24 protein-coding genes are annotated in these 22,856 nt (G+C 27.6%); 22 read left to right on the top strand and 2 right to left on the bottom strand.

Going from position 1 to position 22,856, the window contains the following annotated elements; translation table 11 throughout:
- The first annotated feature begins 64 nt into the window (after nucleotides 1-64).
- The 3 genes from ACEPSS_RS00120 (at nucleotide 65) to ACEPSS_RS00110 (ending at nucleotide 3,647) form a co-directional block, all read left to right on the top strand.
- Complete coding sequence (locus tag ACEPSS_RS00120; RefSeq protein WP_395317643.1) at nucleotides 65-220, top strand: ComC/BlpC family leader-containing pheromone/bacteriocin; 156 nt, start codon at nucleotides 65-67, stop codon at nucleotides 218-220.
- 103 nt (nucleotides 221-323) lie between these two features.
- Nucleotides 324-1,760: a polysaccharide biosynthesis C-terminal domain-containing protein gene (locus tag ACEPSS_RS00115; RefSeq protein WP_395317641.1), complete on the top strand. Its 1,437-nt coding sequence runs from the start codon at nucleotides 324-326 to the stop codon at nucleotides 1,758-1,760.
- A gap of 1,407 nt (nucleotides 1,761-3,167) precedes the next feature.
- Complete coding sequence (locus ACEPSS_RS00110) at nucleotides 3,168-3,647, top strand: helix-turn-helix transcriptional regulator (protein ID WP_395317639.1); 480 nt, start codon at nucleotides 3,168-3,170, stop codon at nucleotides 3,645-3,647.
- Between the two features lie 134 nt (nucleotides 3,648-3,781).
- Here ACEPSS_RS00110 and ACEPSS_RS00105 read toward each other — a convergent pair whose 3' ends face one another.
- Nucleotides 3,782-3,865 (bottom strand): type I toxin-antitoxin system Fst family toxin, encoded by an 84-nt coding sequence (locus ACEPSS_RS00105; protein ID WP_395317645.1) that lies wholly within the window; start codon nucleotides 3,863-3,865, stop codon nucleotides 3,782-3,784.
- A 659-nt stretch (nucleotides 3,866-4,524) separates the two neighbouring features.
- Here ACEPSS_RS00105 and ACEPSS_RS00100 point away from each other — a divergent pair.
- The 11 genes from ACEPSS_RS00100 (at nucleotide 4,525) to ACEPSS_RS00050 (ending at nucleotide 15,075) form a co-directional block, all read left to right on the top strand.
- A complete protein-coding gene (locus ACEPSS_RS00100) occupies nucleotides 4,525-6,033 on the top strand; it encodes a hypothetical protein (protein WP_395317637.1) in 1,509 nt (502 codons plus the stop codon).
- 134 nt (nucleotides 6,034-6,167) lie between these two features.
- The gene (locus ACEPSS_RS00095) at nucleotides 6,168-6,731 is read left to right on the top strand and encodes a helix-turn-helix domain-containing protein (RefSeq protein WP_395317635.1); all 564 of its coding nucleotides are present in this window, start codon (nucleotides 6,168-6,170) and stop codon (nucleotides 6,729-6,731) included.
- 159 nt (nucleotides 6,732-6,890) lie between these two features.
- The gene (locus tag ACEPSS_RS00090; RefSeq protein WP_395317633.1) at nucleotides 6,891-9,044 is read left to right on the top strand and encodes a peptide cleavage/export ABC transporter; all 2,154 of its coding nucleotides are present in this window, start codon (nucleotides 6,891-6,893) and stop codon (nucleotides 9,042-9,044) included.
- 12 nt (nucleotides 9,045-9,056) lie between these two features.
- Nucleotides 9,057-10,154: an HlyD family efflux transporter periplasmic adaptor subunit gene (locus ACEPSS_RS00085; protein ID WP_395317631.1), complete on the top strand. Its 1,098-nt coding sequence runs from the start codon at nucleotides 9,057-9,059 to the stop codon at nucleotides 10,152-10,154.
- 31 nt (nucleotides 10,155-10,185) lie between these two features.
- A complete protein-coding gene (locus ACEPSS_RS00080; protein ID WP_395317629.1) occupies nucleotides 10,186-10,443 on the top strand; it encodes a helix-turn-helix domain-containing protein in 258 nt (85 codons plus the stop codon).
- A gap of 77 nt (nucleotides 10,444-10,520) precedes the next feature.
- Nucleotides 10,521-10,691, top strand: a complete 171-nt coding sequence (locus tag ACEPSS_RS00075) for a class IIb bacteriocin, lactobin A/cerein 7B family (RefSeq protein WP_395317627.1) — start codon at nucleotides 10,521-10,523, stop codon at nucleotides 10,689-10,691.
- Nucleotides 10,692-10,707: 16 nt separating this feature from the next.
- Nucleotides 10,708-10,875 (top strand): class IIb bacteriocin, lactobin A/cerein 7B family, encoded by a 168-nt coding sequence (locus tag ACEPSS_RS00070; protein ID WP_395317625.1) that lies wholly within the window; start codon nucleotides 10,708-10,710, stop codon nucleotides 10,873-10,875.
- 215 nt (nucleotides 10,876-11,090) lie between these two features.
- The gene (locus ACEPSS_RS00065) at nucleotides 11,091-11,234 is read left to right on the top strand and encodes a hypothetical protein (RefSeq protein WP_395317623.1); all 144 of its coding nucleotides are present in this window, start codon (nucleotides 11,091-11,093) and stop codon (nucleotides 11,232-11,234) included.
- A gap of 258 nt (nucleotides 11,235-11,492) precedes the next feature.
- Entirely contained in the window at nucleotides 11,493-11,648 is a 156-nt protein-coding gene (locus ACEPSS_RS00060; RefSeq protein ID WP_395317643.1) for a ComC/BlpC family leader-containing pheromone/bacteriocin, read from the top strand.
- Between the two features lie 103 nt (nucleotides 11,649-11,751).
- Complete coding sequence (locus tag ACEPSS_RS00055) at nucleotides 11,752-13,188, top strand: polysaccharide biosynthesis C-terminal domain-containing protein (protein ID WP_395317641.1); 1,437 nt, start codon at nucleotides 11,752-11,754, stop codon at nucleotides 13,186-13,188.
- Nucleotides 13,189-14,595: 1,407 nt separating this feature from the next.
- The gene (locus ACEPSS_RS00050) at nucleotides 14,596-15,075 is read left to right on the top strand and encodes a helix-turn-helix transcriptional regulator (protein WP_395317639.1); all 480 of its coding nucleotides are present in this window, start codon (nucleotides 14,596-14,598) and stop codon (nucleotides 15,073-15,075) included.
- Between the two features lie 134 nt (nucleotides 15,076-15,209).
- Here the strand turns inward: ACEPSS_RS00050 and ACEPSS_RS00045 are convergent, their stop codons facing one another.
- On the bottom strand, nucleotides 15,210-15,293 hold the full coding sequence (locus ACEPSS_RS00045; RefSeq protein WP_395317645.1) for a type I toxin-antitoxin system Fst family toxin: 84 nt from the start codon (nucleotides 15,291-15,293) through the stop codon (nucleotides 15,210-15,212).
- A gap of 659 nt (nucleotides 15,294-15,952) precedes the next feature.
- Here ACEPSS_RS00045 and ACEPSS_RS00040 point away from each other — a divergent pair.
- The 8 genes from ACEPSS_RS00040 (at nucleotide 15,953) to ACEPSS_RS00005 (ending at nucleotide 22,662) form a co-directional block, all read left to right on the top strand.
- Nucleotides 15,953-17,461, top strand: a complete 1,509-nt coding sequence (locus tag ACEPSS_RS00040; protein ID WP_395317637.1) for a hypothetical protein — start codon at nucleotides 15,953-15,955, stop codon at nucleotides 17,459-17,461.
- A 134-nt stretch (nucleotides 17,462-17,595) separates the two neighbouring features.
- Nucleotides 17,596-18,159 carry a helix-turn-helix domain-containing protein gene (locus ACEPSS_RS00035; protein WP_395317635.1) on the top strand — a complete coding sequence of 188 codons (564 nt, stop codon included), beginning with the start codon at nucleotides 17,596-17,598 and terminating at the stop codon, nucleotides 18,157-18,159.
- 159 nt (nucleotides 18,160-18,318) lie between these two features.
- Nucleotides 18,319-20,472, top strand: coding sequence for a peptide cleavage/export ABC transporter (locus ACEPSS_RS00030; RefSeq protein WP_395317633.1), 2,154 nt, complete (start codon nucleotides 18,319-18,321; stop codon nucleotides 20,470-20,472).
- 12 nt (nucleotides 20,473-20,484) lie between these two features.
- Nucleotides 20,485-21,582 carry an HlyD family efflux transporter periplasmic adaptor subunit gene (locus tag ACEPSS_RS00025; protein WP_395317631.1) on the top strand — a complete coding sequence of 366 codons (1,098 nt, stop codon included), beginning with the start codon at nucleotides 20,485-20,487 and terminating at the stop codon, nucleotides 21,580-21,582.
- Between the two features lie 31 nt (nucleotides 21,583-21,613).
- Entirely contained in the window at nucleotides 21,614-21,871 is a 258-nt protein-coding gene (locus ACEPSS_RS00020) for a helix-turn-helix domain-containing protein (protein ID WP_395317629.1), read from the top strand.
- Between the two features lie 77 nt (nucleotides 21,872-21,948).
- Entirely contained in the window at nucleotides 21,949-22,119 is a 171-nt protein-coding gene (locus tag ACEPSS_RS00015) for a class IIb bacteriocin, lactobin A/cerein 7B family (RefSeq protein WP_395317627.1), read from the top strand.
- A gap of 16 nt (nucleotides 22,120-22,135) precedes the next feature.
- Nucleotides 22,136-22,303 carry a class IIb bacteriocin, lactobin A/cerein 7B family gene (locus ACEPSS_RS00010; RefSeq protein ID WP_395317625.1) on the top strand — a complete coding sequence of 56 codons (168 nt, stop codon included), beginning with the start codon at nucleotides 22,136-22,138 and terminating at the stop codon, nucleotides 22,301-22,303.
- 215 nt (nucleotides 22,304-22,518) lie between these two features.
- Entirely contained in the window at nucleotides 22,519-22,662 is a 144-nt protein-coding gene (locus ACEPSS_RS00005; RefSeq protein ID WP_395317623.1) for a hypothetical protein, read from the top strand.
- Nucleotides 22,663-22,856 lie beyond the last annotated feature (194 nt).

The raw sequence follows: 22,856 nt of genomic DNA, 5'->3' as shown, positions 1-22,856 counted from the left end.
AAATAAGAACGAAAATAAAATATAATAATATTCAACAAATGATGAAAGGAGGGAATACAATATAATGAAAAACACATTAAACAATTTTTCAACTGTCGATGATACTAAGTTAGCAAAAATTACAGGTGGAAAAAGGTTAACCTTTTGGCAATCTTTAGAAGCAGCTACTCATGGTGGATACTATTTTGATAGTAGAGGACGTCTCGTAAAAGCATACTAATATATAAAGAGGTCAAAATTTCTTTTAGAAAAATTGACCTCTTTAATTTTGATAACTAATATAACTTATACTAAAAGTAAGGCCTTAAGAAAGGGGGATAAGATTGAAAGTAATAAAAAATTATTTATACAATATGTCCTATCAAATATTCATACTAATCGTACCATTACTAACAACACCCTATTTAGCTAGAGTATTAGAACCTAAAGGAATTGGAATAGTAACTTTTACCAATTCCATTACGCAATACTTTATTATTTTTGGAAGTATCGGTGTTTCACTGTATGGGAGTAGACAAATCGCATTTGTTAGAGAAGACAAAATGAAATTATCTAAAACATTTTATGATATTTTCTTCTTAAGGCTCATTACTATATTTTTATCATTGATTTTATTCTTTATATTTTTAAGCTTTTTACATAAGTATAAACAATTTTATATTGTACAATCATTTTCAATAATAGCTGCTGCGTTTGATATCTCATGGTTTTTCCAAGGTATAGAGAACTTTAAGGTAACGGTTTTAAGAAACTTTATAATAAAAGTTATTACAATCGTAAGTATTTTCACTTTAGTAAAGACAAGCAATGATCTAGCTTTATATATATTCATTATTTCCATATCTTTATTAATTGGAAATTTATCTCTTTTTCCATATCTAAAAAATAATATTGAAAAGCCTCAATGGAATAATATAAATTTAATAATCCCATTTAAGGGAGCCATGATATTTTTCATTCCTGAAGTAGCAACACAAATATATTTATATGTTAATAAAACAATGTTAGGTATCATAACAAATCCAACTATATCAGGATATTTTGAACAATCTGATAAAATAATAAAAATGTCATTAGCTGTAGTAACATCTATTGGAATGGTTATGCTTCCACATGTTGCAAATGCCCATAAACAAGGAAATCATCAAAGGGTTAAAAATTATCTATATAAAACATTCGAATTTGTAACAATGTTATCTATTCCACTTGCATTTGGAATATCTGCAATAGCTAGTAACCTAGTTTATCTATACCTATCAGATAAATTTTTACAAGTTATTCCCATACTAATGATTGAATCTATAGTAATTATATTAATAGCATGGAGTAATGCTATTGGAATACAATATCTAATGCCAACTGAACAAAATAAGGTATTTAATTACTCTGTTATTTTAGGAGCTATTATAAATATAATTCTAAATTTCCCCTTAATTATTTTATGGGGAGCTATCGGAACTGCAATATCGACAATTATTTCAGAATTAGCTGTAACAATTTATCAAATATGGTCTATCAGAGAACAAATTAATTTAAAAAACTTATTTTCTGATTTTTATAAATATATGTTTTCAGGAATTTTAATGTTTCTAATCGTATTTATTATTAATAAAAATTATGTCCCAACATGGACTCATCTTATGATTGAAATAACAATAGGAATGATTTCATATTCTGTATTATTATTAATTTTAAAACCTAACTTAATTAAAATAATTTTAGATAACTCAAAAAATTTTTTGAAAAATAAATTTAGTTAACATAATCCGTGTTAGCCGAAGTAGCAACACAAAAGCCCCGTAAATCAACGTTTACGAGGCTTTTTCTTTGTGAATGTTTGTGAAGTTTTAAAAGTCCCAAAATCGACCCTATTAGAACGCATGTTTCACAGATTTTTTGTTTGTGAAATTGATTGAAAATAACCAGCTAATTCAAATTAAAATAAGCTAAACATACTTAATAAAAATTAGATATACTTCTTCATTATCAATATAAGTTTTATACTTTTTCCCTCTGTATAAATACTTTCCTTTATGAATTACTTGATCTACTGGATATCTAAAAATTTCCTTATTATTAGCATTCTTAAATATCCCATAGACTTTACCCATAATCCGTCCTCTACCAGACTGGATCCTTTTCCTAAGCTCCTCTTTCATCTCTCTAATTACCCTATAACACTTAAAATTTACCTATAAGTTTAACCTGTTATAGACGATAAAGAAAGATGTAAAAAGGGCATAGGAACTCCGAGATCGCACAAACCACTCTCTCTAGATGGCATCCCTATCAAAATTTTTAAAATTTAAAAAAATTAATATGAATTCCAACTAGAGAAAATCTCATGCCGGCGACGCAATGTCGACTACCAATATTAAGCCTCAATGTCCCCTTGGCTTCCCCTGTACGGCTTTTGTTTTTGTTTAATAGTAGAACGATAACAAACTACATTTGCACAGTGGAATATGGCAGTATCATGCCCCCTATTAAAGGGCATACACCTTCCGCGAACTTGGCTTCTTTAGCTCTCTGGCTGGGCTTCACTATCCACAACAACACGTCGATCCTAACGTGTTTCCCTTATACTGCCTAACAACTCGCATTGCTAGGTTGCCCCAAATTTGCATGGTATGTGCGTGGCTGGGAAGACCGTCTTACTTTCCATGATTGTACCAATCTCAATCAAGAATAAAAAAAGTGAAGTCAGTTAGCTGACTTCACTTTTCCATTGATTTTATATATTACATTGGTTAGAATGTATCTATAGCGATAAGTTGAGCATCACTCTAACTTATCAACAAGGAAAATGTCAGCCGTTTACTGATATCTTCTAAAGTCGTCTGCTGGGGAGCAGGCGCTTTTTTTTTACTCGTATTCAGTTGTTGATTTAAACTTACACTATTAAGAAAATATATGCAACCCCTATCTTAATGCCAATGTAACGGTACTTTTAACCCCCTTAAAACGAATTTTCATGCTATTATTTTCCTGATATATCAACAAAATCGCATGTTTTTTAAACAATTATTTTTAACTAAATTAACTCACAGTTAAAAGGTGAGCTCAAACCATTACAAATAAAGGCTTTGAGGCCAATTTTTAAAAATTATTTTTAACCCCTTAAATTTAGTGAAAATAATTTTAAAAAATACAAAAAAGGAATAAAAATGGACAATTTTTTAAAAGTTTCAGAAATTTCTCAAATTCTTGGAATCAGCAAAGTTACCATTTATAAAAAAATAAAAGATAAGCAATTTAAATCAAAATACGTTAAAAAGATAAATGGCATTACTTTAATAAGCATTGCTGGTATTGATGAATTGAATCGAACTCAGTTGAACAATCAAGATGATTATAAAAGGGAACGATCATTAATTGATACTGAATGGCTAAAAATTGAAAATGAAAAATTACATACTGAAAATGCAAACCTAACTAAACTGTTAGATCAACAGCAAAAACTATCACTATTACTTCAAAACCAAAATAATGATTTAGTTAAGCAGTTAACCACCGTTAAAAGTCAATTAAAAATAACAGACGGAGAATACTCTGACAACAGTGTTTCAGAGCACTTTAAACCACCAGTTAATCAAGTTAAAACCAAAAAACATTGGTTTGAGTTTTGGAAAGATAAAGAAAAATGATGATAATTATTGGTTTACATTTTCAAAATTTAAACTTACAATATAGATACAAATAGAATTGATGTACTTAGTACACAAAAGCCACAGCTAATGGCGTTAGCTGTGGCTTTTTTTATGTGGTTGGTAATTGTCGGCTATTTCTTCCGATCATCGTACCAACTTTTGAAGATAGTTAAAACTACTCCAACGATGATCGGGTATAGAATTGATGTGATCACCTAGTACACCTCCTCACAATTATTTGCGAGAGCCGACTATTTAATAGTAGCATGAATAAATTAATTAAAACCAAAAAATAGGCCAAAGTTGTTTTAACTTTGATCTATTTTTTGGTTCAAGGGTTTTGAACTTGTTTTTATGAATTATTATTTACGAAGTAAATAATAATGAATGCTTTTGAACTTAGAATTAAATTTAGCCCAGCAGAAACGACAAGTGAAGAGCTGGAAAATTTAATTCGTTGACTATTCGTTTTTAAAAAATTATAAGTCTAAAGACGCATAATTTTTGTTGAATAGTGCCGTTTGATTTTACTCGTTTTGAACATTTATGTAATAAAATGTGAAGAGTAAAATGCACTTGACCTTAGCCTCGCAGAGCCACCTTTTTCTGGCTTGCCGGAAAAAATATAGGTGGCTACATAATTATCCGAAAACCCAGAAATTAAGTAACTATAAACGCTACAACGTAGCTATATCAAGGGTTTTAGCTATTTTCATAAAAAGACCCTATTTATATACGGAAATATTATAAAGTTTCAAAAATACCGTAATAACAGGGTCTTTTTTCATAATTTAGGGTCTTTTAACCAAAAAATGATATAATCGGAAAAAGTAAAAAATTACTAAATTACCGAAAGGCAGGGTCTTTTAATAAAATGGACGTTACAGCAACTGTTGATGTAAAAAATGCTAGTTTTAAGGGCATTTCTTTACACGTAAAACATGATAAGAATTTAAATCATTCAAATAAAGACATTGATTTTGATAAAACAAAATTCAATGTTTCAGAAACATTAATTAGTTTTGACGAGATCAAAAAAATAGAAAATGATTTGTTTAAATCTGAATTTAGCGAATACAACGAAAAGCAAAAAGCTAGTGGCCATAAATCAAGAATGAAAAAAGATGTTCATCAATATGTCATGGATAAAAGTCAATCTTTTGATAAAACCGTAGTAGCTACTTTTGCTAATAAACAAATTCAAGATAAGTTATTAGAGGGTAAATCTGAAGAAGAAAAAAATCGGATTCTAGAACTAGAAAGTAAAGCACTTGCTGACTATGCCAAAAATTTCAATGAACGTAATGTAAATATACAAATAGCTAAATACATTACTAATGTTGATGAAAGTACCCCACATGTCCATGCACAAATCATTGGTGCTGGAGATAGAAGCGAAAAGGGTAAATTGAGTATTAGCTTTAGTAACATGATTAAACGGGCTTACAGGGAAAATAACAACGGTAATACAGTTACTGATAGCCGACAAGCTTTAAGTTGGTGGCGTAAAAAAGAAGATCAAGCTTTAGTAGATAGTTTCAATAAGTTTTTATCGCCTGAATTAGGCATAGATTTCAATTTATATCGTACAGGGGAACATATTGCTGATTTTGATAGTTATAAACGTATAAAAGAAGTAAACGAACATGATAAGGCATTAGAGTACATTGATGAGATTAAATACTATGATCCTAATCATGTTGTAGACAAGCCACTACTCGTTCCAATTATTGAAAAAAGTGATGAAGAAATCGAAAAAGAATTGTATAAAGATAATTTTTACACCATGTTTCCAAGCATTGTTCATATGAAAAATATCCCTCTTGATCCTAAAGAAAATAAAGTTCTAAAAGAGAATATCAATAATCGAAAAGAACTTAGAAAAGAATTAGAAGATTTAGCACAAAAAGAAAATGATATCCCAAAATTTAATCATCATAAGAATAAAAAGACTGAAAAAAGTAGCAAAACTAATTTCGAAGAACGTGCATATATCATAAATGATAATGGGAAAGTTACTTTTAAAGACCAAATCAAAAAAAATGATGATGGTGATTTATTATTTAAAGAAGAAAAAAAAGAGCCTATATCAACAGATACAGGCATGAAACAACATCTTATGCTAGGAATTAGATATTTAAGAGATGTAGCACGAAAATTAAGAGAAAAGGTCCAAGCAGAACTACTTGAGATGAAAAAAAGATTAGAAAAGAAAGAAAAAGAGCTCAATGAACGTTCTGAGAAACTTGATAAAAGAGCAGAAACGCTTAATGCTCAAGCTACCCAAGTTAAAAACGATCAGAGAGCACTTAAAAATGCTTCTAGTCAAAAATTAAAGGAAATCAATCGTAGAAACACTAGAGATTATGGTCCATCACTTTAATATAGATGAAAAATAATTATCTACCACTTAAAGTAAAAAATAAGAAATGATAAAAATTACGAAGACGTCTATTACCAACATATATATTCAAAATCATCACTCCAAACTAAAAATATTTTAAGGAATACATTAACATGAATTTATCAGAAAAAATAAAAAAAGCAAGGATTGAAAAAAATTTAACACAAGAAACTTTAGCTAAAAAAATAAATGTATCAAGAAAAACACTATCTGCATGGGAAAACGATAGATCAAACCCTGACATAGAAAGTATAAAAAGCATTTCTAATATTTTAGATAAAGATATTTCCTATTTTATTGGTAGTGACATAAATGATAAAAAAAATAAAATAAATGTTTATTTAAACATATCTAATGTAATATTAGTATTCATAAATTTAATTAATTTAACATTACCATTTACTATTAGAGGACTAACCATAATAGATATTTCAATGATAATTTTATTATTAATATCAAACAAAAAATATAATAATAAAGCAAAAAATAAATTAGTTTACAAAAAGTGCATAATAATTTCAATTTTTATATTATTGTTTATATTCGAAACTCATCACTTATTAGTAGTAATAAATGAAATATCAGCTGAAGGTATTTTAGCAGTAATAATAAAAACAATAATTGTAATAACTAATATTTCATTGGTTATTAATTACTTAGAGAGAATTAACTTGTAACAATTAATAGACACATTGAAAAGGCTGTATAACAACGTTATACAGCCTTTTTGTAACCCTTAAAATTAGTACCAATTGGAATATGTAACTAATTATAGATACAAAAATCGTTTATCTTTCATAAAATTAAATTTATAAAAAAAATTTATGGAGGTTGAAATGAAATTCAAATACATAAGTCAAGTAGATGAACAAGATTGTGGTGCATCCTGTTTATGTATGATTACTGAAACATTCGGAAAATCAATTTCAATAGCAAAAATAAGAGGATTAGCTAAAACTAACCTTGGAGGTACTACTGCTCTAGGATTAAAAAAAGCAGCAGAAAAATTAGATTTTAAAGTGACCGCAGCGAAAGCTGATGAATCATTATTTAAAAACGATGATTTACCCTTTCCTTTTATAGTTCATGTTAGAAAAGAAGTAGATAACAATATCTTAGAACATTACTATGTCGTATATAAAAAATCTAAGAACTATGTATACATAGCAGATCCAGATCCTAGCGTTAAAAAAATAAAAATGAAGTATGCTGATTTCTTCAAAGAATGGACTGGCATAGTTATTTTTATGACACCAAATGCTGAATTTAAAAAAAGCAAAGAAACTAAAAACAATTTAATATCTTTTTTACCATTGATTTTTAAACAAAGAGGAATAGTGGTAAATATCGTTATAGCATCTGTATTTATTACATTAATAAGTATAGTTGGCTCTTATTTCATTCAATTACTAATTGATGATTACATTCCCAATAATATGAAAAGTACGCTTGAAATTGTAAGTATAGGTTTAATAATTGCATATATTTTTCAACAAATCATGGAATATGTTGAAAAATATCTATTGATAATTCTCGGACAAAGACTATCCATAGATTTAATTCTTTCGTACATCAAACATATATTTACACTGCCAATGGAATTTTTTTATACAAGAAAAGTAGGAGAAATAACCTCAAGATTTAATGATGCAAATAAAATAATTGATGCAATTGCAAGTTCTATATTATCTGCAATATTAGACGTAGGAATTGTAATAATAATGTCTTTTGTTTTGCTTAGTTATAACAGTAATATGTTTTTTATATCGATAACCTCAATCCCTGTCTATATATTAATAATTTGTATATTCGCAAAACCACTAAATAAACTGAACAAAGAATCAATGGAATCAGGATCAAAACTAGAGTCATCAATTATAGAAAATATCTCAGGAATTGAAACAATTAAAGCATTAGGCGCAGAAGAAAAAAGTTATTCCAAAATAGATACTAGGTATGTTGACTTTTTAAAAAAATCATTTTCAACTGCACAATTAACAATCATACAAGAATCGATTAAAAGCTTTTTTAAGTTGTTTTTCGAAGTCATTATTTTATGGTATGGAGCTAACTTAGTTATTAAAAACAAATTATCTATTGGTGAATTAATGGCTTATAATTCCCTTTTAATTTACTTTACAAACCCATTGCAGTCAATTATAGGACTACAGGGTAAAATTCAAACAGCCTTAGTTGCTGCACACAGACTAAATGAAATATATGATATTCCTTCAGAGTTTAGTAGTAGTGTACAAAAAGTTACTAATAAAGAATTAGACATATACTTTAATGATATTAGTTTTGAATATCAATATAATATGCCCATATTAAATGATTTCTCATTGCAAATTAAAAGCAACGAAAAAATTGCATTAGTTGGATTTAGTGGATCAGGTAAATCAACCCTAGCTAAATTACTAGTTAGATTTTTCGAATTAGATAAAGACAGCGGTAGCATTTTAATAAATGATACCAATATAAAATATATCGAAAAACAAAGTCTTAGAAATTTAGTTACTTACGTTCCGCAAGAACCACAACTTTTTAGTGGAACAATTATAGAGAATTTATTGCTTGGAGCAGACGAAAACACAACATTTGAAGATGTCATTTGGGCAACTAATGTAGCAAATATTAAAGATGATATTGAAAAACTAAGTAATGGATTTAATACTATTATTTCAGAAAGCGGAAGCCTTTCAGGAGGACAAAAGCAGCGTATAGAATTAGCCAGAGCTTTATTAAAAAAATCAAAGGTACTAGTTTTAGATGAATCAACTAGCAACTTAGACTTATCTACTGAGAAAACGATTATAAATAATTTGATGAAATTAAAAAATAAAACAATTATTTTTGTGGCTCATAGAATAGCTATAGCAGAAAATGTAAACAAAGTTGCAATGTTAGATAATGGTAAATTAGTCGCTTTAGGATCACACAATGAATTACTTAGATCTAACAATCTTTATAAGAAATTAGTTAACAAGTAGGAGTATTAGTTCATGTTCAATAAAAATATATTAGAAAGCTCTGAATTTTATAATAAACGTTATGGAAATTTTGCGACAAAATTAATTTATCCAATGTTAGTATTTTTTGTATTAATTTTACTATTATCAATTTTTACAACTAAAGAAATAACAGTTAAATCTATAGGAACTATATATCCTAAAAAATCATTAGCAATCATTCAATCAACAAGTAATAATCAAATTATTAAAAATAATATGAAAGAAAATAAAGAAGTTTCAAAAAATGATACATTAATAAAATTTAATAATACTGATTTAAAAAGTGCTAATAATTTAGTGAATTCAAAGATGAATAAAACGGTTTCTCGTCTGGAAGCATTACAAGATTTGAAAAATAGTGTTCTACAAAACCAAAACCTACTTTATTCTGATGTATACGGATACTCTAGCAAATATGAGGACTATAAAGAACAATTATCAGAATTAAATTTATCATCTCAACAAAGAAATTCTGATATTAAAAATAGTGGTGCAGAAGACATACAAAAAAACACCGATACCTATATATCCAATAAATTATTAAATACTAAACAATTATCATTGAAATACAAAATGCTAGAATCCATAAATCAAGAAATATCTGAAGTTGATGATAATTTAGCAGAACTTAGCGACAAAAATACAAATGTAAAAACTGAAAATGATAAGCAAATAATAAAATCTCCCGCTAGTGGTATATTACATTTAAAAAATTCAAAATATAAAATGAGCTATTTTCCATTGGGAACAGATATTGCTGAAATTTATCCAAAATTAAAAAACAATACTCCATTGACAGTAGAATTTTTTATACCAACTTACAGTCTAAACAATATAAAAGTAGGACAAAAAATGAAATTCAAAGGATCACAACAAGGTCCAAAGCCAATATTTATAGATGGTAAAATCAAGCAAATTGATAGTGCTGCAACTGAAACAAAGCAAGGAAACTTTTATAAAGTAATAGCTTCAATCAATCCTAACCATAAAGATTATTCAAACATCAGGTATGGAATGACAGGAAACATATCAGTAATAACTGGTAAAAAAACTTGGTTTAATTATATAAAAGACTTGATTTATAAATGATAAACAACATTAATAACTAGGAGAATAAAAAATGAATTTTTGTTTTTTGAAAAATTTATCAATAATAAAAGATGAAACACTCACTTTTATTATTGGAGGAAACAATTTAGGGGAAAATATAAGAAAAGAACGTTTAAATCTAGGCTTTTCCCAAGAAAAAATCGCTGAACATTTAAATACATCACAAAGTTTAATTTCAAAATATGAAATGGGACATAGAATCCCAGATGTATACACTTTATTAGAAATCAGCAAACTATGTAAATTATCGATTGAGGAGCTTTTATAACGAATTGGAATAAAAATAACTAGAAAAATAAAATATAATAATATTCAACAAATCATATAAGGAGGTGCTTTAAAATTATGAAATTAGAAAATGTTGTGTTATTAAAAAAAGAAGAGTTAAGTGATATTAATGGTGGCTGGTCTAGAACAGGATTTATGATTGCAGGAGCATTTGGTGTCCCAGGAGTAGCAGCATATTCACTTTACCAATTTGGTATGGATCAAGGATATAGAAATAATAGACGTTAGTTAATAGGAGATTAAAATGAAAAATTTTGCAGAATTAAATAATAACGAGTTGAGTGAAATCAAAGGTGGATTTATTCCTGCACTTATTGGTGCAGGTGCTGCAGTTGGAGCACTAGGATTAGGAATTTATAATGCAGGATATGCTGCAGGAAAAGATAGAGCCTTAGCTGGCAAGAGACGATGAGAAATTTTTTAGTAATTCTTCAGCTATTAACTCTAACTGCTTCACTAATTTTGGTGATTTTAATAAATTTAAGTGATCAACATAAGATTTACTTTTCTTCATACTCAACATTAAATCAATTATTCAATATATCAATGTTAATTCAATTTGTTTTAGTAATTATTTCTTTATTAAAGTATAAAAACTAAGTCATTAATTAATGGAGATGTTAAATTATGAATTACGAACAGATGAAAAATAATACAAAAGAACTGTCAAACAATAAATTATTAAATATAAATGGTGGAAAATATATAATGCCAATTTCCCCAGCTGGATTTAATTTGACCTGGCAAACTGTTCATAGATATTTTAAATAGTAATCAAATTAGACTATTTAAGGAAAATTTTATAATGAAAACTTATTATACAGGCGGTCTCTGGAGTCTGGATGCTGGAATAAGTTTATTAATAAGATTCCAATCTAAAAATCATTAGTTAAAAAATAATAGGCGTCTTGAAATTAATTTCGAGATGCCTATTATTTTTTTGTTTATATGACAAATTGGAATAAAAATAAGAACGAAAATAAAATATAATAATATTCAACAAATGATGAAAGGAGGGAATACAATATAATGAAAAACACATTAAACAATTTTTCAACTGTCGATGATACTAAGTTAGCAAAAATTACAGGTGGAAAAAGGTTAACCTTTTGGCAATCTTTAGAAGCAGCTACTCATGGTGGATACTATTTTGATAGTAGAGGACGTCTCGTAAAAGCATACTAATATATAAAGAGGTCAAAATTTCTTTTAGAAAAATTGACCTCTTTAATTTTGATAACTAATATAACTTATACTAAAAGTAAGGCCTTAAGAAAGGGGGATAAGATTGAAAGTAATAAAAAATTATTTATACAATATGTCCTATCAAATATTCATACTAATCGTACCATTACTAACAACACCCTATTTAGCTAGAGTATTAGAACCTAAAGGAATTGGAATAGTAACTTTTACCAATTCCATTACGCAATACTTTATTATTTTTGGAAGTATCGGTGTTTCACTGTATGGGAGTAGACAAATCGCATTTGTTAGAGAAGACAAAATGAAATTATCTAAAACATTTTATGATATTTTCTTCTTAAGGCTCATTACTATATTTTTATCATTGATTTTATTCTTTATATTTTTAAGCTTTTTACATAAGTATAAACAATTTTATATTGTACAATCATTTTCAATAATAGCTGCTGCGTTTGATATCTCATGGTTTTTCCAAGGTATAGAGAACTTTAAGGTAACGGTTTTAAGAAACTTTATAATAAAAGTTATTACAATCGTAAGTATTTTCACTTTAGTAAAGACAAGCAATGATCTAGCTTTATATATATTCATTATTTCCATATCTTTATTAATTGGAAATTTATCTCTTTTTCCATATCTAAAAAATAATATTGAAAAGCCTCAATGGAATAATATAAATTTAATAATCCCATTTAAGGGAGCCATGATATTTTTCATTCCTGAAGTAGCAACACAAATATATTTATATGTTAATAAAACAATGTTAGGTATCATAACAAATCCAACTATATCAGGATATTTTGAACAATCTGATAAAATAATAAAAATGTCATTAGCTGTAGTAACATCTATTGGAATGGTTATGCTTCCACATGTTGCAAATGCCCATAAACAAGGAAATCATCAAAGGGTTAAAAATTATCTATATAAAACATTCGAATTTGTAACAATGTTATCTATTCCACTTGCATTTGGAATATCTGCAATAGCTAGTAACCTAGTTTATCTATACCTATCAGATAAATTTTTACAAGTTATTCCCATACTAATGATTGAATCTATAGTAATTATATTAATAGCATGGAGTAATGCTATTGGAATACAATATCTAATGCCAACTGAACAAAATAAGGTATTTAATTACTCTGTTATTTTAGGAGCTATTATAAATATAATTCTAAATTTCCCCTTAATTATTTTATGGGGAGCTATCGGAACTGCAATATCGACAATTATTTCAGAATTAGCTGTAACAATTTATCAAATATGGTCTATCAGAGAACAAATTAATTTAAAAAACTTATTTTCTGATTTTTATAAATATATGTTTTCAGGAATTTTAATGTTTCTAATCGTATTTATTATTAATAAAAATTATGTCCCAACATGGACTCATCTTATGATTGAAATAACAATAGGAATGATTTCATATTCTGTATTATTATTAATTTTAAAACCTAACTTAATTAAAATAATTTTAGATAACTCAAAAAATTTTTTGAAAAATAAATTTAGTTAACATAATCCGTGTTAGCCGAAGTAGCAACACAAAAGCCCCGTAAATCAACGTTTACGAGGCTTTTTCTTTGTGAATGTTTGTGAAGTTTTAAAAGTCCCAAAATCGACCCTATTAGAACGCATGTTTCACAGATTTTTTGTTTGTGAAATTGATTGAAAATAACCAGCTAATTCAAATTAAAATAAGCTAAACATACTTAATAAAAATTAGATATACTTCTTCATTATCAATATAAGTTTTATACTTTTTCCCTCTGTATAAATACTTTCCTTTATGAATTACTTGATCTACTGGATATCTAAAAATTTCCTTATTATTAGCATTCTTAAATATCCCATAGACTTTACCCATAATCCGTCCTCTACCAGACTGGATCCTTTTCCTAAGCTCCTCTTTCATCTCTCTAATTACCCTATAACACTTAAAATTTACCTATAAGTTTAACCTGTTATAGACGATAAAGAAAGATGTAAAAAGGGCATAGGAACTCCGAGATCGCACAAACCACTCTCTCTAGATGGCATCCCTATCAAAATTTTTAAAATTTAAAAAAATTAATATGAATTCCAACTAGAGAAAATCTCATGCCGGCGACGCAATGTCGACTACCAATATTAAGCCTCAATGTCCCCTTGGCTTCCCCTGTACGGCTTTTGTTTTTGTTTAATAGTAGAACGATAACAAACTACATTTGCACAGTGGAATATGGCAGTATCATGCCCCCTATTAAAGGGCATACACCTTCCGCGAACTTGGCTTCTTTAGCTCTCTGGCTGGGCTTCACTATCCACAACAACACGTCGATCCTAACGTGTTTCCCTTATACTGCCTAACAACTCGCATTGCTAGGTTGCCCCAAATTTGCATGGTATGTGCGTGGCTGGGAAGACCGTCTTACTTTCCATGATTGTACCAATCTCAATCAAGAATAAAAAAAGTGAAGTCAGTTAGCTGACTTCACTTTTCCATTGATTTTATATATTACATTGGTTAGAATGTATCTATAGCGATAAGTTGAGCATCACTCTAACTTATCAACAAGGAAAATGTCAGCCGTTTACTGATATCTTCTAAAGTCGTCTGCTGGGGAGCAGGCGCTTTTTTTTTACTCGTATTCAGTTGTTGATTTAAACTTACACTATTAAGAAAATATATGCAACCCCTATCTTAATGCCAATGTAACGGTACTTTTAACCCCCTTAAAACGAATTTTCATGCTATTATTTTCCTGATATATCAACAAAATCGCATGTTTTTTAAACAATTATTTTTAACTAAATTAACTCACAGTTAAAAGGTGAGCTCAAACCATTACAAATAAAGGCTTTGAGGCCAATTTTTAAAAATTATTTTTAACCCCTTAAATTTAGTGAAAATAATTTTAAAAAATACAAAAAAGGAATAAAAATGGACAATTTTTTAAAAGTTTCAGAAATTTCTCAAATTCTTGGAATCAGCAAAGTTACCATTTATAAAAAAATAAAAGATAAGCAATTTAAATCAAAATACGTTAAAAAGATAAATGGCATTACTTTAATAAGCATTGCTGGTATTGATGAATTGAATCGAACTCAGTTGAACAATCAAGATGATTATAAAAGGGAACGATCATTAATTGATACTGAATGGCTAAAAATTGAAAATGAAAAATTACATACTGAAAATGCAAACCTAACTAAACTGTTAGATCAACAGCAAAAACTATCACTATTACTTCAAAACCAAAATAATGATTTAGTTAAGCAGTTAACCACCGTTAAAAGTCAATTAAAAATAACAGACGGAGAATACTCTGACAACAGTGTTTCAGAGCACTTTAAACCACCAGTTAATCAAGTTAAAACCAAAAAACATTGGTTTGAGTTTTGGAAAGATAAAGAAAAATGATGATAATTATTGGTTTACATTTTCAAAATTTAAACTTACAATATAGATACAAATAGAATTGATGTACTTAGTACACAAAAGCCACAGCTAATGGCGTTAGCTGTGGCTTTTTTTATGTGGTTGGTAATTGTCGGCTATTTCTTCCGATCATCGTACCAACTTTTGAAGATAGTTAAAACTACTCCAACGATGATCGGGTATAGAATTGATGTGATCACCTAGTACACCTCCTCACAATTATTTGCGAGAGCCGACTATTTAATAGTAGCATGAATAAATTAATTAAAACCAAAAAATAGGCCAAAGTTGTTTTAACTTTGATCTATTTTTTGGTTCAAGGGTTTTGAACTTGTTTTTATGAATTATTATTTACGAAGTAAATAATAATGAATGCTTTTGAACTTAGAATTAAATTTAGCCCAGCAGAAACGACAAGTGAAGAGCTGGAAAATTTAATTCGTTGACTATTCGTTTTTAAAAAATTATAAGTCTAAAGACGCATAATTTTTGTTGAATAGTGCCGTTTGATTTTACTCGTTTTGAACATTTATGTAATAAAATGTGAAGAGTAAAATGCACTTGACCTTAGCCTCGCAGAGCCACCTTTTTCTGGCTTGCCGGAAAAAATATAGGTGGCTACATAATTATCCGAAAACCCAGAAATTAAGTAACTATAAACGCTACAACGTAGCTATATCAAGGGTTTTAGCTATTTTCATAAAAAGACCCTATTTATATACGGAAATATTATAAAGTTTCAAAAATACCGTAATAACAGGGTCTTTTTTCATAATTTAGGGTCTTTTAACCAAAAAATGATATAATCGGAAAAAGTAAAAAATTACTAAATTACCGAAAGGCAGGGTCTTTTAATAAAATGGACGTTACAGCAACTGTTGATGTAAAAAATGCTAGTTTTAAGGGCATTTCTTTACACGTAAAACATGATAAGAATTTAAATCATTCAAATAAAGACATTGATTTTGATAAAACAAAATTCAATGTTTCAGAAACATTAATTAGTTTTGACGAGATCAAAAAAATAGAAAATGATTTGTTTAAATCTGAATTTAGCGAATACAACGAAAAGCAAAAAGCTAGTGGCCATAAATCAAGAATGAAAAAAGATGTTCATCAATATGTCATGGATAAAAGTCAATCTTTTGATAAAACCGTAGTAGCTACTTTTGCTAATAAACAAATTCAAGATAAGTTATTAGAGGGTAAATCTGAAGAAGAAAAAAATCGGATTCTAGAACTAGAAAGTAAAGCACTTGCTGACTATGCCAAAAATTTCAATGAACGTAATGTAAATATACAAATAGCTAAATACATTACTAATGTTGATGAAAGTACCCCACATGTCCATGCACAAATCATTGGTGCTGGAGATAGAAGCGAAAAGGGTAAATTGAGTATTAGCTTTAGTAACATGATTAAACGGGCTTACAGGGAAAATAACAACGGTAATACAGTTACTGATAGCCGACAAGCTTTAAGTTGGTGGCGTAAAAAAGAAGATCAAGCTTTAGTAGATAGTTTCAATAAGTTTTTATCGCCTGAATTAGGCATAGATTTCAATTTATATCGTACAGGGGAACATATTGCTGATTTTGATAGTTATAAACGTATAAAAGAAGTAAACGAACATGATAAGGCATTAGAGTACATTGATGAGATTAAATACTATGATCCTAATCATGTTGTAGACAAGCCACTACTCGTTCCAATTATTGAAAAAAGTGATGAAGAAATCGAAAAAGAATTGTATAAAGATAATTTTTACACCATGTTTCCAAGCATTGTTCATATGAAAAATATCCCTCTTGATCCTAAAGAAAATAAAGTTCTAAAAGAGAATATCAATAATCGAAAAGAACTTAGAAAAGAATTAGAAGATTTAGCACAAAAAGAAAATGATATCCCAAAATTTAATCATCATAAGAATAAAAAGACTGAAAAAAGTAGCAAAACTAATTTCGAAGAACGTGCATATATCATAAATGATAATGGGAAAGTTACTTTTAAAGACCAAATCAAAAAAAATGATGATGGTGATTTATTATTTAAAGAAGAAAAAAAAGAGCCTATATCAACAGATACAGGCATGAAACAACATCTTATGCTAGGAATTAGATATTTAAGAGATGTAGCACGAAAATTAAGAGAAAAGGTCCAAGCAGAACTACTTGAGATGAAAAAAAGATTAGAAAAGAAAGAAAAAGAGCTCAATGAACGTTCTGAGAAACTTGATAAAAGAGCAGAAACGCTTAATGCTCAAGCTACCCAAGTTAAAAACGATCAGAGAGCACTTAAAAATGCTTCTAGTCAAAAATTAAAGGAAATCAATCGTAGAAACACTAGAGATTATGGTCCATCACTTTAATATAGATGAAAAATAATTATCTACCACTTAAAGTAAAAAATAAGAAATGATAAAAATTACGAAGACGTCTATTACCAACATATATATTCAAAATCATCACTCCAAACTAAAAATATTTTAAGGAATACATTAACATGAATTTATCAGAAAAAATAAAAAAAGCAAGGATTGAAAAAAATTTAACACAAGAAACTTTAGCTAAAAAAATAAATGTATCAAGAAAAACACTATCTGCATGGGAAAACGATAGATCAAACCCTGACATAGAAAGTATAAAAAGCATTTCTAATATTTTAGATAAAGATATTTCCTATTTTATTGGTAGTGACATAAATGATAAAAAAAATAAAATAAATGTTTATTTAAACATATCTAATGTAATATTAGTATTCATAAATTTAATTAATTTAACATTACCATTTACTATTAGAGGACTAACCATAATAGATATTTCAATGATAATTTTATTATTAATATCAAACAAAAAATATAATAATAAAGCAAAAAATAAATTAGTTTACAAAAAGTGCATAATAATTTCAATTTTTATATTATTGTTTATATTCGAAACTCATCACTTATTAGTAGTAATAAATGAAATATCAGCTGAAGGTATTTTAGCAGTAATAATAAAAACAATAATTGTAATAACTAATATTTCATTGGTTATTAATTACTTAGAGAGAATTAACTTGTAACAATTAATAGACACATTGAAAAGGCTGTATAACAACGTTATACAGCCTTTTTGTAACCCTTAAAATTAGTACCAATTGGAATATGTAACTAATTATAGATACAAAAATCGTTTATCTTTCATAAAATTAAATTTATAAAAAAAATTTATGGAGGTTGAAATGAAATTCAAATACATAAGTCAAGTAGATGAACAAGATTGTGGTGCATCCTGTTTATGTATGATTACTGAAACATTCGGAAAATCAATTTCAATAGCAAAAATAAGAGGATTAGCTAAAACTAACCTTGGAGGTACTACTGCTCTAGGATTAAAAAAAGCAGCAGAAAAATTAGATTTTAAAGTGACCGCAGCGAAAGCTGATGAATCATTATTTAAAAACGATGATTTACCCTTTCCTTTTATAGTTCATGTTAGAAAAGAAGTAGATAACAATATCTTAGAACATTACTATGTCGTATATAAAAAATCTAAGAACTATGTATACATAGCAGATCCAGATCCTAGCGTTAAAAAAATAAAAATGAAGTATGCTGATTTCTTCAAAGAATGGACTGGCATAGTTATTTTTATGACACCAAATGCTGAATTTAAAAAAAGCAAAGAAACTAAAAACAATTTAATATCTTTTTTACCATTGATTTTTAAACAAAGAGGAATAGTGGTAAATATCGTTATAGCATCTGTATTTATTACATTAATAAGTATAGTTGGCTCTTATTTCATTCAATTACTAATTGATGATTACATTCCCAATAATATGAAAAGTACGCTTGAAATTGTAAGTATAGGTTTAATAATTGCATATATTTTTCAACAAATCATGGAATATGTTGAAAAATATCTATTGATAATTCTCGGACAAAGACTATCCATAGATTTAATTCTTTCGTACATCAAACATATATTTACACTGCCAATGGAATTTTTTTATACAAGAAAAGTAGGAGAAATAACCTCAAGATTTAATGATGCAAATAAAATAATTGATGCAATTGCAAGTTCTATATTATCTGCAATATTAGACGTAGGAATTGTAATAATAATGTCTTTTGTTTTGCTTAGTTATAACAGTAATATGTTTTTTATATCGATAACCTCAATCCCTGTCTATATATTAATAATTTGTATATTCGCAAAACCACTAAATAAACTGAACAAAGAATCAATGGAATCAGGATCAAAACTAGAGTCATCAATTATAGAAAATATCTCAGGAATTGAAACAATTAAAGCATTAGGCGCAGAAGAAAAAAGTTATTCCAAAATAGATACTAGGTATGTTGACTTTTTAAAAAAATCATTTTCAACTGCACAATTAACAATCATACAAGAATCGATTAAAAGCTTTTTTAAGTTGTTTTTCGAAGTCATTATTTTATGGTATGGAGCTAACTTAGTTATTAAAAACAAATTATCTATTGGTGAATTAATGGCTTATAATTCCCTTTTAATTTACTTTACAAACCCATTGCAGTCAATTATAGGACTACAGGGTAAAATTCAAACAGCCTTAGTTGCTGCACACAGACTAAATGAAATATATGATATTCCTTCAGAGTTTAGTAGTAGTGTACAAAAAGTTACTAATAAAGAATTAGACATATACTTTAATGATATTAGTTTTGAATATCAATATAATATGCCCATATTAAATGATTTCTCATTGCAAATTAAAAGCAACGAAAAAATTGCATTAGTTGGATTTAGTGGATCAGGTAAATCAACCCTAGCTAAATTACTAGTTAGATTTTTCGAATTAGATAAAGACAGCGGTAGCATTTTAATAAATGATACCAATATAAAATATATCGAAAAACAAAGTCTTAGAAATTTAGTTACTTACGTTCCGCAAGAACCACAACTTTTTAGTGGAACAATTATAGAGAATTTATTGCTTGGAGCAGACGAAAACACAACATTTGAAGATGTCATTTGGGCAACTAATGTAGCAAATATTAAAGATGATATTGAAAAACTAAGTAATGGATTTAATACTATTATTTCAGAAAGCGGAAGCCTTTCAGGAGGACAAAAGCAGCGTATAGAATTAGCCAGAGCTTTATTAAAAAAATCAAAGGTACTAGTTTTAGATGAATCAACTAGCAACTTAGACTTATCTACTGAGAAAACGATTATAAATAATTTGATGAAATTAAAAAATAAAACAATTATTTTTGTGGCTCATAGAATAGCTATAGCAGAAAATGTAAACAAAGTTGCAATGTTAGATAATGGTAAATTAGTCGCTTTAGGATCACACAATGAATTACTTAGATCTAACAATCTTTATAAGAAATTAGTTAACAAGTAGGAGTATTAGTTCATGTTCAATAAAAATATATTAGAAAGCTCTGAATTTTATAATAAACGTTATGGAAATTTTGCGACAAAATTAATTTATCCAATGTTAGTATTTTTTGTATTAATTTTACTATTATCAATTTTTACAACTAAAGAAATAACAGTTAAATCTATAGGAACTATATATCCTAAAAAATCATTAGCAATCATTCAATCAACAAGTAATAATCAAATTATTAAAAATAATATGAAAGAAAATAAAGAAGTTTCAAAAAATGATACATTAATAAAATTTAATAATACTGATTTAAAAAGTGCTAATAATTTAGTGAATTCAAAGATGAATAAAACGGTTTCTCGTCTGGAAGCATTACAAGATTTGAAAAATAGTGTTCTACAAAACCAAAACCTACTTTATTCTGATGTATACGGATACTCTAGCAAATATGAGGACTATAAAGAACAATTATCAGAATTAAATTTATCATCTCAACAAAGAAATTCTGATATTAAAAATAGTGGTGCAGAAGACATACAAAAAAACACCGATACCTATATATCCAATAAATTATTAAATACTAAACAATTATCATTGAAATACAAAATGCTAGAATCCATAAATCAAGAAATATCTGAAGTTGATGATAATTTAGCAGAACTTAGCGACAAAAATACAAATGTAAAAACTGAAAATGATAAGCAAATAATAAAATCTCCCGCTAGTGGTATATTACATTTAAAAAATTCAAAATATAAAATGAGCTATTTTCCATTGGGAACAGATATTGCTGAAATTTATCCAAAATTAAAAAACAATACTCCATTGACAGTAGAATTTTTTATACCAACTTACAGTCTAAACAATATAAAAGTAGGACAAAAAATGAAATTCAAAGGATCACAACAAGGTCCAAAGCCAATATTTATAGATGGTAAAATCAAGCAAATTGATAGTGCTGCAACTGAAACAAAGCAAGGAAACTTTTATAAAGTAATAGCTTCAATCAATCCTAACCATAAAGATTATTCAAACATCAGGTATGGAATGACAGGAAACATATCAGTAATAACTGGTAAAAAAACTTGGTTTAATTATATAAAAGACTTGATTTATAAATGATAAACAACATTAATAACTAGGAGAATAAAAAATGAATTTTTGTTTTTTGAAAAATTTATCAATAATAAAAGATGAAACACTCACTTTTATTATTGGAGGAAACAATTTAGGGGAAAATATAAGAAAAGAACGTTTAAATCTAGGCTTTTCCCAAGAAAAAATCGCTGAACATTTAAATACATCACAAAGTTTAATTTCAAAATATGAAATGGGACATAGAATCCCAGATGTATACACTTTATTAGAAATCAGCAAACTATGTAAATTATCGATTGAGGAGCTTTTATAACGAATTGGAATAAAAATAACTAGAAAAATAAAATATAATAATATTCAACAAATCATATAAGGAGGTGCTTTAAAATTATGAAATTAGAAAATGTTGTGTTATTAAAAAAAGAAGAGTTAAGTGATATTAATGGTGGCTGGTCTAGAACAGGATTTATGATTGCAGGAGCATTTGGTGTCCCAGGAGTAGCAGCATATTCACTTTACCAATTTGGTATGGATCAAGGATATAGAAATAATAGACGTTAGTTAATAGGAGATTAAAATGAAAAATTTTGCAGAATTAAATAATAACGAGTTGAGTGAAATCAAAGGTGGATTTATTCCTGCACTTATTGGTGCAGGTGCTGCAGTTGGAGCACTAGGATTAGGAATTTATAATGCAGGATATGCTGCAGGAAAAGATAGAGCCTTAGCTGGCAAGAGACGATGAGAAATTTTTTAGTAATTCTTCAGCTATTAACTCTAACTGCTTCACTAATTTTGGTGATTTTAATAAATTTAAGTGATCAACATAAGATTTACTTTTCTTCATACTCAACATTAAATCAATTATTCAATATATCAATGTTAATTCAATTTGTTTTAGTAATTATTTCTTTATTAAAGTATAAAAACTAAGTCATTAATTAATGGAGATGTTAAATTATGAATTACGAACAGATGAAAAATAATACAAAAGAACTGTCAAACAATAAATTATTAAATATAAATGGTGGAAAATATATAATGCCAATTTCCCCAGCTGGATTTAATTTGACCTGGCAAACTGTTCATAGATATTTTAAATAGTAATCAAATTAGACTATTTAAGGAAAATTTTATAATGAAAACTTATTATACAGGCGGTCTCTGGAGTCTGGATGCTGGAATAAGTTTATTAATAAGATTCCAATCTAAAAATCATTAGTTAAAAAATAATAGGCGTCTTGAAATTAATTTCGAGATGCCTATTATTTTTTTGTTTATATGACAAATTGGAATAA

The organism is Fructilactobacillus frigidiflavus (assembly GCF_044054575.1).
Lineage (GTDB): Bacteria > Bacillota > Bacilli > Lactobacillales > Lactobacillaceae > Fructilactobacillus > Fructilactobacillus frigidiflavus.
Note: the sequence above shows the minus strand (reverse complement) of the source record. Positions and strands in the feature narration are given on the sequence as shown.

Bases quoted from the DNA above. Each gene is read 5' to 3' on its own strand.
- ACEPSS_RS00065 (WP_395317623.1), top strand. From the start codon at position 11,091: ATGAATTACGAACAGATGAAAAATAATACAAAAGAACTGTCAAACAAT.
- ACEPSS_RS00070 (WP_395317625.1), top strand. From the start codon at position 10,708: ATGAAAAATTTTGCAGAATTAAATAATAACGAGTTGAGTGAAATCAAA.
- ACEPSS_RS00085 (WP_395317631.1), top strand. From the start codon at position 9,057: ATGTTCAATAAAAATATATTAGAAAGCTCTGAATTTTATAATAAACGT.
- ACEPSS_RS00035 (WP_395317635.1), top strand. From the start codon at position 17,596: ATGAATTTATCAGAAAAAATAAAAAAAGCAAGGATTGAAAAAAATTTA.
- ACEPSS_RS00100 (WP_395317637.1), top strand. From the start codon at position 4,525: ATGGACGTTACAGCAACTGTTGATGTAAAAAATGCTAGTTTTAAGGGC.
- ACEPSS_RS00075 (WP_395317627.1), top strand. From the start codon at position 10,521: ATGAAATTAGAAAATGTTGTGTTATTAAAAAAAGAAGAGTTAAGTGAT.
- ACEPSS_RS00095 (WP_395317635.1), top strand. From the start codon at position 6,168: ATGAATTTATCAGAAAAAATAAAAAAAGCAAGGATTGAAAAAAATTTA.
- ACEPSS_RS00030 (WP_395317633.1), top strand. From the start codon at position 18,319: ATGAAATTCAAATACATAAGTCAAGTAGATGAACAAGATTGTGGTGCA.
- ACEPSS_RS00120 (WP_395317643.1), top strand. From the start codon at position 65: ATGAAAAACACATTAAACAATTTTTCAACTGTCGATGATACTAAGTTA.
- ACEPSS_RS00080 (WP_395317629.1), top strand. From the start codon at position 10,186: ATGAATTTTTGTTTTTTGAAAAATTTATCAATAATAAAAGATGAAACA.
- ACEPSS_RS00060 (WP_395317643.1), top strand. From the start codon at position 11,493: ATGAAAAACACATTAAACAATTTTTCAACTGTCGATGATACTAAGTTA.
- ACEPSS_RS00110 (WP_395317639.1), top strand. From the start codon at position 3,168: ATGGACAATTTTTTAAAAGTTTCAGAAATTTCTCAAATTCTTGGAATC.
- ACEPSS_RS00010 (WP_395317625.1), top strand. From the start codon at position 22,136: ATGAAAAATTTTGCAGAATTAAATAATAACGAGTTGAGTGAAATCAAA.
- ACEPSS_RS00025 (WP_395317631.1), top strand. From the start codon at position 20,485: ATGTTCAATAAAAATATATTAGAAAGCTCTGAATTTTATAATAAACGT.
- ACEPSS_RS00005 (WP_395317623.1), top strand. From the start codon at position 22,519: ATGAATTACGAACAGATGAAAAATAATACAAAAGAACTGTCAAACAAT.
- ACEPSS_RS00040 (WP_395317637.1), top strand. From the start codon at position 15,953: ATGGACGTTACAGCAACTGTTGATGTAAAAAATGCTAGTTTTAAGGGC.
- ACEPSS_RS00090 (WP_395317633.1), top strand. From the start codon at position 6,891: ATGAAATTCAAATACATAAGTCAAGTAGATGAACAAGATTGTGGTGCA.
- ACEPSS_RS00015 (WP_395317627.1), top strand. From the start codon at position 21,949: ATGAAATTAGAAAATGTTGTGTTATTAAAAAAAGAAGAGTTAAGTGAT.
- ACEPSS_RS00050 (WP_395317639.1), top strand. From the start codon at position 14,596: ATGGACAATTTTTTAAAAGTTTCAGAAATTTCTCAAATTCTTGGAATC.
- ACEPSS_RS00020 (WP_395317629.1), top strand. From the start codon at position 21,614: ATGAATTTTTGTTTTTTGAAAAATTTATCAATAATAAAAGATGAAACA.